Below are 17431 nucleotides of genomic sequence, written 5' to 3'. Positions count from 1 at the left end.
ACGATTACGGGCGCAGCGGCTCTGGAGCTCCGATCGTCACCAGGACCAGGTCGACGAAGTCGTCCGCATGATCCGAAGTCTCATGCTCCCGCAAAATGCGGAAGCCATCGCCATCCCGCTGGCGAAGCCTGCCGACGACGGATTGAAAGGATTCCAGGTCACTTTCTTTCGCACTCGCGGGGCTGAACGAGGCGCCGCCCTCGGTTCGCTGGACTATGAAGTTGCCACCGCTCTCGAGCAGTTCATCAATGTAGGACATCGTCCCTCCTTGCCGACAAGGTCGCGGTGGGTCCAGCGTCCGCGCCACCCAGTTCAATCAGCGCCGCTGGCTCACATTGAGCGAGACGTCGAACTCTCCAGGATCCGCGTCCGCTGCCTCGCTGGGCGTCATCGCAGCTGAGGCGTCGAATACCAGTTGCTTGTCGCGTCCGCACGCAACCGGCCAGACAGCGACAATCGCGGTTCGGATCCGAGCATTTGAATTTTCGAAGACGTTTTGGAAGTAGCTGGTGGCGGCATCCTCGGCCGACGCGCACGCCCGAACGATCGACGGGTTCGAGCCCGTGTTCTCATCAAGCATGTCGGCAAAATAGTCCTCGTGCGTGCCCACGAGTCCCGAGTTCCTCTTGCCCATCTGCTTGCCCCCATAGTTCCATCGAACCCTCCGAGGGGCTCAACATGGACAAGATGCAACCGACGCAAGCCAGCCGCAACAGGGCGCGGCCGGATCGCCCCTGCTTATGCCGCCATCGCCTGTGCGGGCTGGTTGAAGTTGCTCGCTTCTTCCGGCTTCTTCACAGGTGCGCACATCATCTCGAACACGGCGTTCGCAACCCTGTCCGCGGCGGCAATGAGCACCGCATCCAGCTGATGAATGTAGCGGCCCGTGATCGAGCTGGAGCTGTGACCGAGCATCGAGCCGATCGTCGGCTCGGAGTATCCCAGATCCGCTGCGACCGACGCGAAGCTGTGTCGCAGCGTGTGAAGGGTGACGTCGGTGAAGCCAGCCCGCTTCGCCAGACGAAGCCATCCATTCGGCAGTCCGCCGAAGACCTCGCCGGCGCGCGCGGGCACCAGTACCGTCTCGCAACCCTCGACCCTGGCGATCTGGCGAAGCCTCTCGAGCAGGCGCGCCCCCGCGGGCCGAACCGATTCGCCTTCCTTGCTATCGTCGAGACGAAGCTCACAGCCCGCAACATCGACCTCCGACCATTTGAGGTTGATGACTTCGCCGCGGCGGCAGCCGCTGAGGACGGTGATCCAGACCGCGTCGAGCAACTGCTGGCACTCGCCCTCGGCCTGCGCCTGGCGCAGCGTCGCACCGAGGATCGCGAACTCCTCTGGCGAAAGCCGCCGCTTCTTCTTCTTTCCGGCAGGCTTTTTCACACCCAGCGCGGGACTGCGCTCAATGATCCCCTCGTCGAACGCGTAGGTCAGAATGCCGCCCAGGAGCCCGGTCGTCCTGGTCGCAGTACCATTGCCGCCGCGCACGATCGACTTGCCGCGATGCTTGGCGGTCCGCTTGGTCTTCGCGGTCTTGCCGGCCGCGACATCTTTGAGGAACCGCTTGATATCCGCCGCCTTGAGATCGATCACGCGCTTCGTCCCCAGCAAGGGAACGATGTGCGCATTGATCCGTCCGGTGTCCGTGTAGATCGTGCTCGCCTTCTTGGGTCTGCCGCCTTTACCCAGGATCAGCCCCTTCTCCATCGCCGCGACATACTGTTTGCAAAGCTCGCTCACCGTCATCGACTTGCGGCGCGTGGCGCGCTCGCCGGCGGGATCCCCGCCGCGCACCGCTTCACCCAAGATCCCGATTGCGAGCTTGCGGGCTTCCTCGGTCGTAATCTTACCGTGGCGGCCGATCGTCATCCGGCGGCGGACATCTTCGCTGGTGCGGTAATCGACGACATACGTGCGTGTGCCACTCGGCAGCACGCAGACGCCAAAACCCTTGAGATCGCCACACCAGATGATGAACTGCTTCTCGCCCGGCTGCGCCGCATCGACGACGGTCTTGGTCAGTTTGGCCATCACGCATCCTCCGCGCTCGTGCCAGCCGATCAGGTGAACGAGGTGCCGGAAAGCCGGTGCGGCGCCAAATTCACCGCTGGTTACCCTCCCGGGATTCTCACCACATTCTCACCAGAAAATCGGAAATGCTGGCGTTGACCATCGTAATACATCGTAAGAAGCGGATCAAATAGTTCCGAGTTTGTAGTGCCTTATCGTAGAATTGGACACCATAGCGTAAGATCGGAAATAGATCTCGCACGCGCTCCGAAGGCAGAGGCCACAGGTTCGAATCCTGTCGGGTGCGCCATATTTCCAATATTTAGCGCAATTCCGGATTTCGTACTGCAGAAGTACGGAAAACACAGTCGGAAGCTAAAGCCGCTGCTCCCGAGCGGGATTGCACGAACAACCGCTAACGCCCCACTGGCGGACATTGGCTGAGTCAAGCATGATCGCAGGATGGAGAACCCGCTTCGCCGGCTGATGATGTTGCCCGTTCCCGCGATCATGGTCGTGGTGACATTGGCTCTGTTCGTCCCGGCTTGCGTGTATTTCGAGTGGAGCCTCCGGGAATGGCAGATCGGCGGATCACCCGCAGCCCTGCTGACCGAGCGGTTCTTCTGGAGCATATGGCTCGTCCGTGGCGTCGGAGCCGTCCTTCTTGCGATCCTGCTCCTGTACTGGCGACACCCCGGCGCCATTGCGGTAACTGTCACTGCCTCCTGGCTGGCGGGGCCACCGCTAACCTTCCTGTTGAAGGGTATCGCGTTTCTGGCGGCCAGCGCGGGGCAGTCTTCATGGTCTGGAGGCTTGTTCGATTGGATCGTGCCAGCCGCGCTGCTTCCAAGCATCATCACCGCCGCTTTGCTCATTCCGTGGAGTGTCCGAGCCGCCTTCGCGATTTCCTAAACGATCGCTTGGCACGCTTCAGCCTTTTCATAGGCGCGACGGCAGCGCGAAGCCTTAGGCCCCGGCGGTGATGCCGGCGCGCAGCAGCCTGATGGCCTTTTTCGGAACTCGGTGAGCGACGAAACCGCGTCGGGATATGCCCTACGGCCATCGTCGCATCACTGGGAGCAAGCGCGCAAAGTCCTTGCACGTTGGGAATCGCCCGCATATTCGGGATGATATACCGTAACACGATTCGAGGGGGCTATTTTTGTACCAAGCGTCAAAGCGGGTGGGCCTGTTGCTGGGCCTGCCTCTGATCGTCATGCCTGCCGCGGCGCAGACGTCCGTCGACGAGCCTTCGCGCCGTTCGGACATCGTCGTCACGGGCGTTCGCGAAGATGACAGCTATGCGCCGGAAAAGGCTACGGTCGGGGGGAAGAGCCCGGCCGCGCTGATCGAGATCCCGCAGTCCATCAGCGTGGTCACGCGCCAGCAGATCGAGGACCGTAACCTTTTCACCATCGGCGAAGCGCTCCAGCAAGTCACCGGCGTCACCGTGATGCCGTTCGACGGCACCAACCCCGATTACCGCGCGCGCGGCTTCGTGCTCGATTATGCCTATGACGGGGTGCCTTCGACCTTCTCGTCGGGCGTACCCGAGTTCGATCTGGTGATCTACGAGCGGCTCGAGGTCCAACGCGGCCCGACTGGCCTATTCCGCGGTTCGGGATCGCCGGGCGGCACGATCAACCTGATCCGCAAGCGCGGGCAGGACGAGTTCGCAGCCTCGACCGCGTTCTCGGCGGGGTCGTGGAACAATGTTCGCGGCGAATTCGACATTGGCGGGCCGGTGGACGCCGCCGGGCGGCTGCGGCTGCGCGCGGTCGGTGCGCTGCACGACCGCGATTTCTTTCAGGCCAAGTCGCACACCCGCAAGCTCACGGCCTATACCGCGCTCGACTTCGATGTGACCCCGACGACGACGATCGGCGCGTCGCTCAGCTATCAGGATACCAAGGCAGATACGCCGATGAACGGCCAGCCGGCCTATGGTCTGCGCGCGAACGGCACCCGGCATCCGCTGACCGACCAGTTCCTGAACTTGCCGCGCGATTTCCAGCATTTGCCCAGCAGCAATCTGTTCACCGAGACCACGACCGAATATGCTGGCGAAGTGAAGCAGCAGATCGGCGACTGGTCGCTGGTCGTGCGCGCGCTGCACCGCGACATCCCGCGCGCCTGGGAAGATGCGTTCATCCGGCCGGGCACCGGCGTCGATCCCGATACGCTTACCGCCGACTATGTGAACCGCCGCAGCAAAGGCGTGAACGGCAAGACCGCGGTCGATGCCTATGCCACCGGCCCCTTCACGCTGTTCGGACGCGAGCACGAACTGGCGGTCGGTTATAGCTGGGACAAGCGGACCACCTCGTTCCTCTCGCGCAGCCAGACATCGGTGGGCCGCTATTCGATCCTAAACCCCGATGCGATTCCGCTTGCGCCGGCGGTCTACACCTCGGGCAGCGAGACCGACCTGCAGCAGAGCGGCTTCCACGCCCAGCTCCGGCTGCGGCCCTTTGACGGGCTGACCATCGTCGCGGGCGGACGGATCAGCGACTATACCAACAAGACGCGGGGCATCGCGCCCTCGCCGGTCACCGATTTCGTCGAGGGCGCCCGCGCGCGCGGGCAAGTCACCCCGAGCATCGGCGCGGTGCTGCATTTGGCCGAGAACGTCACGCTCTACGGCAGCTATTCGGATATCTTCAATCCGCAGACCGCGTTGCGCGCCGACGGCACCGTCCTCGATCCGCGCCTGGGCAATCAATACGAAGCCGGCCTCAAGGGCCGCTTCCTCGGCGGCGCGCTCAACGCCAGCGCCGCGGCGTTCCGCAGCAAGGACAAGAACCGCGCGCTCCAGGATACCGCCAATCCCGGCTTCTTCGTCCAGGCGGGCGTGGTCGAGATCGAAGGGTTCGAGGTCGAAGTGACCGGCAGGCCGATCGCGGGGCTGGACCTCGTTGCGAGCTACACCAATGTGAAGACCGAATATGCGGTCGGCACCGCGGCGCAGACCGGGGCGGTTTTCGACCTCAACACACCACGGCATCAGTATAAATTCTATGCCCGCTATGAGCCGGCGGTTCTGGGCGGCGCATTCGCCTCGGTCAGCGTCAACGGGCAGAGCGGGGTCGTTGCCGGCGGCGTGGCTGGCGTCCGCGAGCAGGCACCGTTCGCAATTGCCGGTGCGCAGCTCGGCTGGCGCTTCAGTCCGAATGTCCGGGCGTTCGTCAGCGCGAACAACGTGTTCGACAAGGTCTATTATCAGCGCGTCGGATCGATCAACACGTACAACTTCTACGGCGAACCGCGCAGCTTCCTGCTGACCTTGCGGGCGAACTATTGATGGCCGGGCTCCTGCCTGTCATCGCAGGCCAGCAATGGCGGCTGCTCGTGCGCGACCGCCGGCTGGCGGTGCTGGCTGCGGCTTTGCTGCTCGCGCTCTGCGCCGCGGCGATCGCTGCCGCCGCGCTCCATAGCGTGCACGAGGGCGAACGCCGCCTCGCCCAGGCCGAGGAAGCCCGGGTTTGGAGCGCACAGGGCCCGGCCAATCCGCACAGCGCGGCGCATTTCGGCCGTTACCTGTTCAAGCCGGTATCGCCGCTCGCGACGATCGATCCGGGGCTGCTGCCCCAGCTCGGCACCTCGCTCAAGCTCGAGGCGCACGCCAACAATCCGGCGCGCAACCGAGCGATCGACGGCGGCACCGCGCTCGATCGCTTCGGCGGGCTGAGCCCGGCGACGATGCTCCAGGTGCTGGCGCCGTTGCTCGTCATCCTCTCCGGCTTCGCCGCCTTTTCGGGCGAGCGGGCGCGCGGGCTGCTGCGCCAGGAACTCGCCGCCGGCGTCGCGCCCACCGCGCTGATGGCGGGGCGGCTGGCCGGGCTGGGCGGGACCGTCGCGCTATTGCTTCTGGTAACGAGCGTTGCCGGGGCGGGATCGCTCTGGTTTGCTGGCGGCGGGGGCTCGGACTTCGTCGTGCTGCTGTGGATGATGCTCGGCTATGGCCTCTATCTCTTCGCCTTCGCCGGGCTGACGCTCGCCACGTCGGCGGCCTTCGGCTCGGCACGGACGGCGCTGGTCGTGCTGCTTGCCTTCTGGGCAATGGCGACTCTGTTCGTGCCGCGGATCGCGCCCTCGGCTGCCGAGGCCCTCGCGCCGACGCTGTCGGGCCCCGCCTTCGAAGCGGCGGTGACCAAGGCAGTGCTCGAAGGGCCCAGCGGGCACGATCCGCGCGACGCCCGGCTCGAACGGCTGCGCCAGGATACGATGAAGCGTTATGGCGTGACGCGGATCGAGGATCTGCCGGTCGACTTCAACGGCGTCTCGCTGTTCCACGGCGAGGCGCTGTCGACCGACATCTATCGCCGCGAATTCGCCGTGCTCTATGATGGCTACGACCGCCAGGCGGCGATCCAGCGCGGCTTTGCACTGCTCTCACCCTTCCAGGCGATCCGGCCCTGGTCCGCGGCGCTGGCACAGAGCGACCAGCACGCGCATCGCCGCTTCCTCGAACAGGCCGACGGCTTCCGCTACGGGCTGGTCCAGACACTTAACCGCGCGATCATTCATCGCCCCAAGGACGGCAGCGAAGGTCCTTATCTCGCCGACGCCGCCGCAATCACGCGTGACGCGAAGTTTGCACCCGTCGCGCCGACGACGAGGGACGCGCTTACCCGCCACTGGATAGATTTGGCGATACTTGCACTCTGGGCGGGCCTTGCAACCCTGCTGGCCTTCGCGGCCGCACGCCGCTTGGGGAGGGCAAGCGCATGACCATCGCGCAACTCGAATGGGTCCGTGCCTGGCGCGACCCGGTGCTGCGCATCGCGCTGATCCTGTTCGCACTGCTCGCCGGCTATGCCGCCTTCACCGGCGCGCGCTGGGCCGAGGCGCGCGAGACCGCGGTGCGCCAGGCCGTCGCCGAGGCCGACGAGACGATGGCGCAGCGGCGCGAGACGTTCGCCAAGATGGTGGCCAAAGGGGAGCAACCCAATTTCGGGCTGATCTATGCGACCGCGCTGCCGTTCCGCGCCGGGCTGCCCAATGCGCCGCTCGCCGCGGTCTCTGCGGGGCAGGCCGAGGGCTATCCGGCTGCGGCCAGCATCGCGCCGTTCCTCGATCCTTACACCATCTTCGAAGCGCATATGGCCGGGCTCGAAAGTCCGTCGGTGCTTGCCGCCGGCCGCTTCGACCTCGCCTTCGTGATCGTCGTGCTGCTACCCTTGCTGCTGATCGCCGCGACATACGACTTCTGGTCGCGCGACGTAGAGAATGGCAGCGCGCGGTTCCAGCTTGCCCAGCCGGTGGCGCCGGCACGGCTGATCCTCACGCGTGCGATCGTCCGTGGCGGCTCATTGCTCGCCGGATCTGTGCTGGTCGCCGTGGGTGCCCTGCTGTTCGCAGGCGCGCGCGACGCCGGCGACCTGCTGCGCTTTGCCGCGGTGGTGCTTGCCTATGGCGGGTTCTGGATCGCGCTGACCAGCCTGATCAACCTGTTCGTCCGCGCCTCGACCACCGCGGCGCTGGCGAGCGGGACCGCCTGGCTCGCGATCGTGGTGCTGCTCCCCGGCGCGATTGCCGCAGCGGCGGACCTGTCGGCGCCGGCGCCCTCGGACATGGCGTACACCAACGCGATCCGCGCCGCCGGGCTCGAAGTCCGCGCCGCCAATGCCGCCGCCGCGCGCGCCGCCGCGACGGGGGAGCCGCGCAACCTCTACCCCGCGTCGCTCTGGCACAGCCGCGGCGAGATCGCGCAGCGTGACGCGCGGCTCGGCCCGATCCACCGCGCGCAGGCCGGGCAGTGGGAAGCGCATCGCGCGCTGGCCGAGGGCATTCGCTTCCTCTCGCCCGCCGTGATCGCGCAGGACGCGCTCGATCGCGTCGCCGGCACCGACGCCAGCCGCGCGCTCGCCTTCCAGGACCAGGCCCGCGCCTTTGCCGGCAAGGCACGGCGGCTCGCCTTCGACTGGATGGACCAGGGCCGGCTGATGACGCTCCCGGATTACGATGCCGGGCTGCCGCGCTTCGCCTTTATCGAGCCGTCGTCAGCGGCGCCGCTGGCAGCGAACCTCGCCGCGCTGCTCCTGTTCACTGCCCTGTTGCTCACGCTCGCCGCGCTTCGCCTGCGCCGCGGCGCCGCCAAGCTGCTCTGAGGAAATATCATGCTGGAAGCCGTCGCACTGACCAAGGATTTCGGAACCCACCGCGCGCTCGACGCGCTCGACCTTCGCGTCGCCCCCGGCGAGATCGTCTGCCTGCTCGGCGCCAATGGCGCGGGCAAGACGACGACGATCAACCTGTTCCTCGGCTTCCTCGAACCGAGTTCGGGGGAGGCGCGCGTCGACGGCGTCGATGTTCGCAGCGATCCCACCGGCACCAAGCGCAAAATGCTTTACGTGCCTGAACAGATCGCGCTGTTCGGCGAACTGAGCGGGCTCGAGAACCTCGCTTATTTCGCCGCGCTGTCGGGCATCGAGGACCGCTCGCCAATCTATCTGCGCCAATGCCTTGCCCAGGCCGGGCTGGCCGAGACGGCGATGGACCGTCGCGCTTCGGGCTATTCGAAGGGGATGCGGCAGAAGGTCGGGATCGCGCTCGCGATCGCCAAGCAGGCACGCGCGCTGCTGCTCGACGAGCCGACCTCGGGGCTCGATCCGCAGGCCTCGGCCGAGTTCCACGCGCTCGTCGTCCGCCAGCGCGACGCCGGCGCGGCGGTGCTGATGGTCACGCATGATCTGTTCCGCGCACGCGAAGTCGGCACGCGGATCGGGCTGATGCGCGAAGGCCGATTGCGGCGGATGATCGACGCGGCCGATATCACCGCAGTCGAGCTTGAAAGCCTGTATCTCGAAGAAATGGGGCGAAGTTTCTGAATGACGGGCACTTCGCTGTGATTGGTGCGGGGCCGGTCGCGGGCGAGGGCCGGCGCTTCATGGTCGCTGCTCGCACGGTTCCGCAATTCGGCCGCTCGTCGAGGACGGCTGATCGTTCCCGGCCCTGATAAAGCTATAGTGATCGAGGCTGGCTGGTATGACGCTCGGCCATGTAGCGGCCGGGTGACGTTCCCAGCGCCTTGCGGAACATCGTTACGAAACTCGGCACGCTTTCATATCCCAGATCGCCCGCGACTTGCTGGATCGACGCCCCGCCGGCGAGCCATTTCACCGCGAGCATGATGCCGAGTTGCTGCCGCCAACGGCCGAAGCTCATCCCTGTCTCGCGGCGGATCACGCGCGCCAGCGTCCGTTCGCTTAGGCCGGCACGCTTCGCCCAAAGATCGATCGTGCCGCGATCGGCGGGCATGGCCATCATCTCCTCGACGATCCGCCGGAGCCGGACGTCGCTCGGCATCGGCAGATGCAGGTGCTCGATCTCAGCCGCGCCAAGCTCATCGAGCAGCACCGCGATCAGGCGCGAGTTCACACCATTCTCCTCATAGAGAAGTGGCAAATGCGCGGCGCGGGTGAGGAGCTCGCGCAACAGCGGCGTCACCGAAACGGCGCAGCATCGCGTCGGCAGGCCGGCGCTGAACGCCGGATCGACGAACGCGCCATAGCCTTCCAGCGTACCGCTCACCTTGATCGCGTGCAGGGCGCTTCCCGGAATCCAGACTGCGCTGCGGGGCGGGACGATCCACAAGCCGCCCTCTACCTCGCAGCTCAGGGCACCGCGTTGCACCAGCACGATCTGACCCTTGCGATGACGGTGGAGATCGATTTCGAGACCGCCGAAATCCTCGGCGATGAAGCCGTAGCTCACCACCGGACGCGGCACATCGTCGGGCTCGACCCAATCCTCGTCACCGCTCAGTTCGGTGAGGATCGGCACGGCCTGCCTTTCGCGTGATTGGCCGAAGCGGATAACATTCTGTCCAGCCTTCGCAATGACGCCATTTACGAATGCCCGTATCGGTTCGCAGGAGATCAGTCGAGCCGGAAAGGGCGAGCATAATGAACACATTGGAAACGGAGATCGTCGCGGGACTGCTCGATACGTTGCATCGCGCCGCACACGAGGCCGATAACGCGCATTTCGAGCAGGTGATGACCGAAATCGAGGCGTCCGGCGCGGGCGCCCAGCAATGGGCTGCGAAGCTGCTTGCGGACGAGAAGACGGGACTTCGCCCGGTCTATCAGGGCTATGCCGATCACTTCCTCTCGGTTTCGCCCGAATATGGACAGTTCCTCTATGCGATGGCGCGCGCGAGCAAGGCGGCGCGGATCGTCGAGTTCGGCACTTCGATGGGGATCTCCACGATCTACCTGGCCGCGGCGTTGCGCGACAATGGCGGAGGCACGCTGATCGGCAGCGAACTCGAACCAGGCAAAGTTGCGCGAGCGCGCGGGCATCTCGAAGCCGCCGGCCTCGCAGATCTCGTCGAGGTCCGCGAAGGCGATGCGCGCGAGACGCTCGCCGATGTCGGCGGCGCAGTCGATCTCCTGCTCATCGACGGCGCCTTCTCGCTCTATCTGCCGGTGCTGAAGCTGATAGGGCCCCATCTCCGTCCCGGCGCGATCGTGCTCGGCGAGAACGCCTTCGATCCCGAATACCAGGCCTATGTCCGCGATCCCGCAAACGGATACTTCTCACAAGCGCTCGCGATCGACGAGGGGCGCGGCAATGAATTCACGGTGCGGATCCGGTGATGCTGTCGATCGAAACCCCTGAGCCAAACGTCGTCAAGGCGCCTGGCCGCCTGAATCAGGCGTTGATCCGCCTGTTGATGAAGCGTGCGACAGTGACCGCAAATGAGACGCTGGCCGAGGGCTTCCGGCTGATCACCTTGGAAGGCGCGGCGCTTAAGGACGTAGTCTGGACGCCGGGTCAGAAAATCCAGGTCGCGATGGGTTCGGCCTTCCTCGCGCGGACCTACACCCCGATTGCATGGAACGCGGTTACGGGGCGCGCCTGCATCCTGGGCTATTCCCATGGCACGGGGCCGGGCAGCGCCTGGTTGCGGGACGCGGTTCCCGACACCCGATGCGACATTTTCGGTCCGCGGGCATCGCTCGACACCAGCCGCGTCGACGGACCGCTGGCAATCTTCGGGGACGAGACGTCGATCGGTCTCGCCCATGCGCTCGTGCACAGCGATCGCACGGCCCCGGTCGTCGGCAGCTTCGAGGTCGGCAATGTCGATGCCTGCCGCACCGTCATGTCGAAGCTCGCGCTCGATGGATTCTCGCTGATCGCGCGAGAGGCAGGCGATGCGCATCTTGTGGAAATCGAAGCAAGGCTGGCTCCGCTTGCGGCATCTGGAAGTGCATTCGTCCTGTCCGGCAAGGCCGGAACCATCCAGCGCGTGCGCCAGACGCTGAAGCAGCTGGGAGTCCCATCGAACAGGATCCTGAGCAAAGCTTATTGGGCACCGGGCAAGACCGGCCTCGACTAACCCTGCCCCGAACACGCTCGAAGAAACCGGTTCGGATGTCCTTAGATCGAACCGCAAATCGCTACCGCTCAGTTATCCGAAGGGGTCGCCTGCACGGTACGATACAATCGGTCGGGGCGAACATGCTCAGCGCGCAGTCCCTGCCGCGAAAGCTGGTCCGGCCAAGGCAGGTCAAACATCAGTGCCTCGACGGCAAGCGCCATCGCCGGTGATGTCTGGAGGCCGTAGCCGCCCTGGCCTGCAAGCCAGAAGAATCCCGGCGCGTCGGGTGCGAAGCCGGCGACGGGCACCTTGTCCGCTACGAAGCTGCGCAGTCCCGCCCAGCGGGTGCTGATCCGCGAGACCTGGAGCGTCGTCGCCTCCTCGACGCGCCATGCCGCAAGTGCGATGTCGTAATCATCGGGCTGAACATCACAGGGGTCGTGCGGGGTGACGTCCATCGGCGAGGCGAGGAGAAGGCCGGCGTCGGGTAACATGTAGAATCCGTCCTCGCTGACTGTCTTGAGAAATGGCCATCCGGACACGTCCAGGCCCGCCGGCGGCGCGAAACCGATGATTGTGCGGCGTAATGGCTGCAATCCGAGCCGCCGCACGCCCGCCATGCCGGCAAGTTCATCGGCCCAGGCGCCCGCGGCGTTGACGACGATGCGCGCGGAATAGCCCTGTTCGGGCGTATCGACCTCCCAGCGATCGCCCGCCCGGGCAACGGCGCTTACCGGGGCGTCGAACACGATCGTGCCGCCGGCCTTGCGGAATGCGCGGGCATTGGCCTGCAACAGCGCATCGGCATCGAGCTTGCGCCCGCCGGTATCAAGCAATCCGGCAACGATGCCGCCCTCGCCGGTCTTGAGCGCCGGAACGATCTCCAGCATCCGCTGCGGGCCCACGCGCGTGACGGTGCCGATGAAGCGGTCCATCTCGACACGCAGCGCCTCGAGCTCGGAAAGCGATGCCTGGTCGGCGATGAAAAGCGCGGGCTTTTCGGTCCATAGCGGGCCATCGGCATAGTCGGCCGGCGGATCGGCGAAGAAATCGCTGCTCGCCGCGGTCAGCCCGCGAACGCAGTCATTGCCGATGCCGAAATGGTAGAAGGTCGCGCTGCGTCCGGACGAATGATAGCCAAGCGCGGATTCCTGCTCGAGGACGACGGTCTCCGCGTGGCGCGCGATGCGCGCCGCCGCCGAAATGCCCGCGATGCCGCCGCCAATCACGAGCACATCGACACGTTTACGCATTGCGAGAAACCTCTCCAGTCATGCCGTTCGCGGCACCTTCTCCGTCCGCACTCTAAGACGCGGGCGGGCGCATGAAGCGAACCGCATCGCAACCGGCGGCATCGCGATCTTTGACAATGTCACCAGGGTTGGGGACAGCGTCGGAGCGCTCCCTCTTGCCCGTGCGGACCCATGATGGACCTGAAGCATCTCGAGGACTTTGTCAGCCTGTGCGATACGCGCAGCTTCTCGCGCTCGGCGATCGCGCGCAACGTCACCCAATCTGCATTCAGCCGCCGCATCCAGGCGCTGGAACTGTGGCTGGGAACCTCGCTGATCGATCGCAGCACTTTCCCGACTTCGCTCACCCATGAGGGGCGGCTGTTCCGCGAGACCGCCGAGGAAGTGCTCAACATGCTCCAGGACGCGCGCGCCGACATGCAGGCGCGGCGGCAGCTCTCGCGCCGGACGATAAGCTTTGCCGCGCTCCACACCCTGGCGTTGAGCGTGTTTCCGGAATGGCTCAAGGACATCGAGCGGTCGCTGGGCCCGCTCAAGACAGACGTGCTCGCCGACAATTCGCACAATTGCATCGAATCGCTGGTCGAGGGGAAGAGCGATTTCCTGCTCACTTTCCATCACGACGCAGTCCCGCTGTCGATCGACCCCGAGCGTTTCCCGTTCATCGTGCTGGGCGAGGACCGGCTGCTCGCCGCGTCGCGTTGCGAGGACGGCAAGCCGCTGTTCGCGCTGGACGGCGAGACGTCGCTGCTCGCCTATGGCCCGAATTCGTTCCTCGGCCGATTGAGCGCCTATGCGGCGCGCGTCTCGAACGTCCAGCTGACCACCAGCCACGTCAACGACAATGCCGTTGCCGAAATTCTGAAGGCGATGGTGCTCGCAGGGCATGGTGTCGCCTGGCTGCCCGAGAGCCTGATCCGGCGCGACCTGGCGAGCGGGCATCTCTGCGATCTCGGCGCGGACGTGCGAATGCAGATCCGCATGTACCGCTCCGCCGATCGCACCCGCCAGTCGGTCAACCAGGTCTGGGAGGCCGCGAACACGCTGCCCGCGATGCGCCTGTCCTGACTCCGCGTTATTTCGCGGCTGCGCCGAGCCGGATCACGCCGACGCCGTTTTCGATTCGGATCGTCGTTCCCAGCGGCGCGGACAATGCCCGCAGCCGCTCGAGGATCCTGGCGCCATGCGCGTGCGCGGCCATGCGCGGCACGCCGCGATCGGCGCCCTTGACCTCAACCCCCAGGTCGATCGGATAGAGCCTGATCTCCGCCAGCGCCCCGCCCGAATAGCGCGAGAGCGCGATCACCGATTCATACAATACCGGATCGCCGAACGTGCGCGCGTTGCGGGCCTGCAACAGCTCGGGCACCGTCGCGCTGTCAGGCCGGACACCGAACTGGTCGAACATGTCGGCAGGCACTGCGTCGAGCGAGTTGTTCATCATCGCGAAGTTGCCGAGCGAATAGAAGATCGGCTTGCCCTTGTAGATTTCGATCCCGCGCAGCTGGTGGGGCCCGTGACCCATATAGGCGTCGGCGCCGGCATCGATCGCCTTGCGCGCCAGCTCGATCGCGAAATCGGCGGGCTCCTGGAAGCCGTTGCCCGGTTCGTGATTGTGGACCGAATAGATCACGAAATTGCCGTTCTGCTTCGCCTGGCGAATCGCGCGCATATTCTCGGCAAGGTCGCCGTCGTTCATCCGGTAGCGATAATCGAGATACTTTCCGCCCGTGTCCCCTGCTGCGAAGCGATTGCCGAACAGCGTCACTGCCTCGCCAGCGCGGCCATCGGTGCGCAGCGGAGACTTGGCGGCGATCGCGCCCAGCACTTCGAGCTGGTCGGCGGTCACCAATGCCGTGCGCACGGTGCGGATGCTGTTGACCCCGGGGCGTCCCGCGACCTCGCCCACGGCATCGCTCGCCCGCGACATCGGGGTGAAGGTGGAAGTCGCGGAGACCAGCGCGACGCGCCCCTTCGCCACATCGATATATCGCGGCGCGCGCGCGGCGGTCATGTTCACGCCGGTGCCCGACCAGACCAGCTTCGCGTCGGTCAGGCGGCGGCCGGTTTCCGCCATTCCCTCCACGCCCCAGTCGGTCGAATGATTATTGGCATGGCTGACGATGTCGAAGCCGAGGGCGGCGACGTCGTCGGGAACCCGCGGATCGGCGAGCATCCATGTGCCGCCAGATTCGGCTTGCGCAACGGCCCTGGTCGTCGCGAGATCGAGCACCGTGGTCTCGAAATTGCCGAAGGTCACGTCGGCGCTGCGCAGCAGGCGCACCATGTCCGGGCTGCGCGCCTCCAGTGTCGCCAGCATCGGACGCAGGTAGATCAGGTCCCCCGCGGCGGCGAGCGTGAACTCGCCCGCGATCGGCGTCGTCGGCACCGGCGTGGTAGTCAGCGCTTCCTGTGCATGGCTGGCGGCCTGCGGGAGCGCAGCGGCGATCGCGGCACCGAGCAGCAACGTCGCGCGGCGGGCGAGACGGGCACTCACTTGGCGCCTGCCGCGGCGAGCAAAATGCCGAGACCGACCGACATGCCCTGCACGCTTGCCCCCTTCTCGACGTCGATCCATTCGTCGAGCGAATGCGCGCGGCCACCCTTGCCCCCCGATCCGATCGTGATTGCCGGGATGCCCATGCTCATCGGCAGGTTGGAATCGGTCGACGAATAGGATGCAGCCGGCGTCATGCCCTTTGCCTGGATCACGCTGGTGGCGATCCGGACGATATCAGCTGCGGCGGGCGTGCTGCCGGCAGGACGATCACCGATCAGCTTGAGGTCGGCGGAGACCTTGCCCTCGCGGGTATCGCGGGCGGCGTTCTCGCCATCGGTGCTGGCGGCGACGATTTGCTTGAAGCGGCTCTCGACCTTGGCGAGTTCGGCCGGGCTCTCCGATCGCATGTCGAATTCCATGAACACCGCATCGGGTATCGAATTGACCGAAGTGCCGCCGCCGGTGACGCTGGCGGCATAGGTGGTCTTGGGCAGTTTCGGCACGGCGAGCGTGTAGAGATCGACCACCGTCCGGCTCATCGCGGCCATCGGATTGACCAGCCCGAACGCGCCGTAGCTGTGTCCGCCCGGGCCCTTATAAGTGACGCGATAGCGCTTCGATCCGACGCCGCCGGTGACGATGCGCTGGGCGTCGGTGCCGTCCATCGACACGAATGCCTTGATGCGATCCTTGTACTTGCCGCGGGTGAACAGATACCGGACGCCGCGCAGGTCGCCGGGTCCTTCCTCGCCGACATTGCCCACGAACAGGATGTCGGTGCCGGTCTTGACGGCATTGGCCTTCATCGCGCGCGCATAAGCGAGGATCACCGCGAGGCTGCGCGTATCGTCGCCGATACCGGGCGCGTGGAGACGATCGCCCTCGCGCCGGACCTTCACTTCGGTCCCCTCGGGAAACACGGTATCGAGATGGGCCGCGAGCACGATGACCGGACCGCCCGCCGGCCCCGTTCCGCGATAGAGACCCATCGCGTTGCCTTCTTCGTCGATCTCGACATCGCCGAGCCCCGCCTTTGCCAGCATCTCGCGATACGCGGCGGCACGCTTGGCCTCCTTGAAAGGCGGCGCCGGGATCTCGGTCAGCGTGACGATATCCTCGACGATCCGGCCATGTTCGCGATCGAGCTGCGCGACCGCGGCGCGATAGGATGCGCTCGCCAGCACCGCCTTGGCGAGCTGGTCGCTGCGGGCGTCGGCCGCCGGCCCGGCTCCAAGCGCAAGCATCGTGGCGAGGAAGGAGAGGGAAGCCATGGAACAGATCCTTTCGCGCGGAAGACGGCGGCACTAGAGAGGACGCATCCGAACCCGTGAAGCGAACTGCCGGATTTATTTCGCACGCGGGGTTCGCAATCGGCGCGCTCGCGCATCTTGCTGGGATCAACGCATGCAAAGGCGTCAGCATATGGAGAGAGGAACGGTTGCGCATCGCCATCGCGCGCGCCTGAACAACGGCGTTGCTGCCGCATGACGAGTCCAGGGATCGATCCCGAGACGTTCGCGCGGCTCGTCGCGCGGATCACGGCGGACACGCCGCTGTCGAATGCCGAATTCGAGGCACTGCGCAACGACCCGGCAAGCTATGCATGCGCCGCCGAGCTCGACGCCATCTGGCACCTGGCCGGCGGCCTGGACTCCGCACCGCAATCCCCGGAGAATTCGTCATCGACCAGGAACGGCCGCAGCCGAAGTTGAAGGTGCGCCATCGCGGCGACCATGTGCTTCTGCACCATCCGCGTCGTTATCGAGAGCTGCGCGGCGACATCGGGCGCGCTCTTCTCGCAATGGCGGCGAAGATGAAACACCTCCGCGCAACGGGGGGATAGTTCATCGAGCGCGGCCTGATAGGCGCGCTGAAGGTCATCGAGGCGGCGGCCATGTTCCTGGCACGGCGCAACCGACAGGCTTTCCTCCCGGACAGCCTCTATATCTATCGAGTTCATCAACGGAGAGCGCCGCCTGCTGCGGTCTATCATCAGGTTCATCGCAATGCCGTAGAGATATCCGATAGACGACTTTATCTCCAGCCCGGGCCCGCGCGAATGATATTTCAGGAATGTTTCTTGAACGATATCGTCGACATCGCTCTTGTTGCTCGATCTGGCGGCCACGAACAATCTCAGCCGGCCGCTGAACTCGTCATAAAACTGCCGATTTTCCCCCATAAGGAGGATGCTGCCCCCTGCGACACAGGCCGTCCAATGCCGATGTCGAACGGGTCATTCCGAATCTGCATAACCTCTGCTGGGGCCTGATTGCGCAACACGCACGCGCTGCGCCGCCGAAAAATGGCGGAACATTCGCAACGATTTCAGAG

At 65.5% G+C, this 17431-nt stretch carries 16 protein-coding genes; 8 read left to right on the top strand and 8 right to left on the bottom strand.

Annotated features, from left to right (window positions below; all coding sequences use genetic code 11):
• Nucleotides 1-4: 4 nt before the first annotated feature.
• The 3 genes from BXU08_RS16530 to BXU08_RS16520 form a co-directional block, all read right to left on the bottom strand.
• Complete coding sequence (locus tag BXU08_RS16530) at nucleotides 5-259, bottom strand: hypothetical protein (RefSeq protein ID WP_077511050.1); 255 nt, start codon at nucleotides 257-259, stop codon at nucleotides 5-7.
• 57 nt (nucleotides 260-316) lie between these two features.
• Nucleotides 317-634 (bottom strand): hypothetical protein, encoded by a 318-nt coding sequence (locus BXU08_RS16525; RefSeq protein WP_077511049.1) that lies wholly within the window; start codon nucleotides 632-634, stop codon nucleotides 317-319.
• Nucleotides 635-738: 104 nt separating this feature from the next.
• Nucleotides 739-2034 carry a site-specific integrase gene (locus tag BXU08_RS16520; protein ID WP_077511048.1) on the bottom strand — a complete coding sequence of 432 codons (1296 nt, stop codon included), beginning with the start codon at nucleotides 2032-2034 and terminating at the stop codon, nucleotides 739-741.
• 441 nt (nucleotides 2035-2475) lie between these two features.
• Between BXU08_RS16520 and BXU08_RS16515 the strand changes: the two genes are divergently transcribed.
• The 5 genes from BXU08_RS16515 (at nucleotide 2476) to BXU08_RS16495 (ending at nucleotide 8843) form a co-directional block, all read left to right on the top strand.
• On the top strand, nucleotides 2476-2925 hold the full coding sequence (locus BXU08_RS16515) for a hypothetical protein (protein ID WP_077511047.1): 450 nt from the start codon (nucleotides 2476-2478) through the stop codon (nucleotides 2923-2925).
• A gap of 280 nt (nucleotides 2926-3205) precedes the next feature.
• Nucleotides 3206-5314, top strand: coding sequence for a TonB-dependent siderophore receptor (locus BXU08_RS16510; protein ID WP_150125555.1), 2109 nt, complete (start codon nucleotides 3206-3208; stop codon nucleotides 5312-5314).
• Nucleotides 5314-6744: a DUF3526 domain-containing protein gene (locus tag BXU08_RS16505; protein WP_077511045.1), complete on the top strand. Its 1431-nt coding sequence runs from the start codon at nucleotides 5314-5316 to the stop codon at nucleotides 6742-6744. Before BXU08_RS16510 ends, BXU08_RS16505 begins: the two co-directional genes overlap by 1 nt.
• Entirely contained in the window at nucleotides 6741-8123 is a 1383-nt protein-coding gene (locus BXU08_RS16500) for an ABC transporter permease subunit (protein ID WP_077511044.1), read from the top strand. The genes BXU08_RS16505 and BXU08_RS16500 overlap by 4 nt, the downstream gene beginning before the upstream one ends.
• Before the next feature lie 9 nt (nucleotides 8124-8132).
• The gene (locus BXU08_RS16495) at nucleotides 8133-8843 is read left to right on the top strand and encodes an ABC transporter ATP-binding protein (RefSeq protein WP_077511043.1); all 711 of its coding nucleotides are present in this window, start codon (nucleotides 8133-8135) and stop codon (nucleotides 8841-8843) included.
• A gap of 133 nt (nucleotides 8844-8976) precedes the next feature.
• Here the strand turns inward: BXU08_RS16495 and BXU08_RS16490 are convergent, their stop codons facing one another.
• Complete coding sequence (locus BXU08_RS16490; protein WP_077511042.1) at nucleotides 8977-9798, bottom strand: helix-turn-helix domain-containing protein; 822 nt, start codon at nucleotides 9796-9798, stop codon at nucleotides 8977-8979.
• A gap of 122 nt (nucleotides 9799-9920) precedes the next feature.
• Between BXU08_RS16490 and BXU08_RS16485 the strand changes: the two genes are divergently transcribed.
• Nucleotides 9921-10616, top strand: coding sequence for an O-methyltransferase (locus BXU08_RS16485; RefSeq protein WP_077511041.1), 696 nt, complete (start codon nucleotides 9921-9923; stop codon nucleotides 10614-10616).
• On the top strand, nucleotides 10616-11362 hold the full coding sequence (locus tag BXU08_RS16480) for a siderophore-interacting protein (RefSeq protein WP_077511040.1): 747 nt from the start codon (nucleotides 10616-10618) through the stop codon (nucleotides 11360-11362). Before BXU08_RS16485 ends, BXU08_RS16480 begins: the two co-directional genes overlap by 1 nt.
• 68 nt (nucleotides 11363-11430) lie before the next feature.
• Here BXU08_RS16480 and BXU08_RS16475 read toward each other — a convergent pair whose 3' ends face one another.
• The gene (locus tag BXU08_RS16475) at nucleotides 11431-12597 is read right to left on the bottom strand and encodes an FAD-binding oxidoreductase (protein WP_077511039.1); all 1167 of its coding nucleotides are present in this window, start codon (nucleotides 12595-12597) and stop codon (nucleotides 11431-11433) included.
• Between the two features lie 171 nt (nucleotides 12598-12768).
• Between BXU08_RS16475 and BXU08_RS16470 the strand changes: the two genes are divergently transcribed.
• Nucleotides 12769-13665, top strand: coding sequence for a LysR substrate-binding domain-containing protein (locus tag BXU08_RS16470; protein ID WP_216352879.1), 897 nt, complete (start codon nucleotides 12769-12771; stop codon nucleotides 13663-13665).
• 7 nt (nucleotides 13666-13672) lie between these two features.
• Here the strand turns inward: BXU08_RS16470 and BXU08_RS16465 are convergent, their stop codons facing one another.
• From BXU08_RS16465 to BXU08_RS16455, 3 genes are all read right to left on the bottom strand, one after another.
• A complete protein-coding gene (locus tag BXU08_RS16465) occupies nucleotides 13673-15094 on the bottom strand; it encodes a CapA family protein (protein WP_253190402.1) in 1422 nt (473 codons plus the stop codon).
• The gene (locus BXU08_RS16460) at nucleotides 15091-16368 is read right to left on the bottom strand and encodes a M20/M25/M40 family metallo-hydrolase (protein WP_077511036.1); all 1278 of its coding nucleotides are present in this window, start codon (nucleotides 16366-16368) and stop codon (nucleotides 15091-15093) included. Before BXU08_RS16460 ends, BXU08_RS16465 begins: the two co-directional genes overlap by 4 nt.
• A gap of 326 nt (nucleotides 16369-16694) precedes the next feature.
• On the bottom strand, nucleotides 16695-17279 hold the full coding sequence (locus BXU08_RS16455; RefSeq protein WP_077511035.1) for an RNA polymerase sigma factor: 585 nt from the start codon (nucleotides 17277-17279) through the stop codon (nucleotides 16695-16697).
• Nucleotides 17280-17431 lie beyond the last annotated feature (152 nt).

The sequence above is a fragment of the Sphingomonas sp. LM7 genome, assembly GCF_002002925.1.
Classification (GTDB): domain Bacteria; phylum Pseudomonadota; class Alphaproteobacteria; order Sphingomonadales; family Sphingomonadaceae; genus Sphingomonas.
This window is presented reverse-complemented; position numbering and strand designations above follow the sequence as displayed.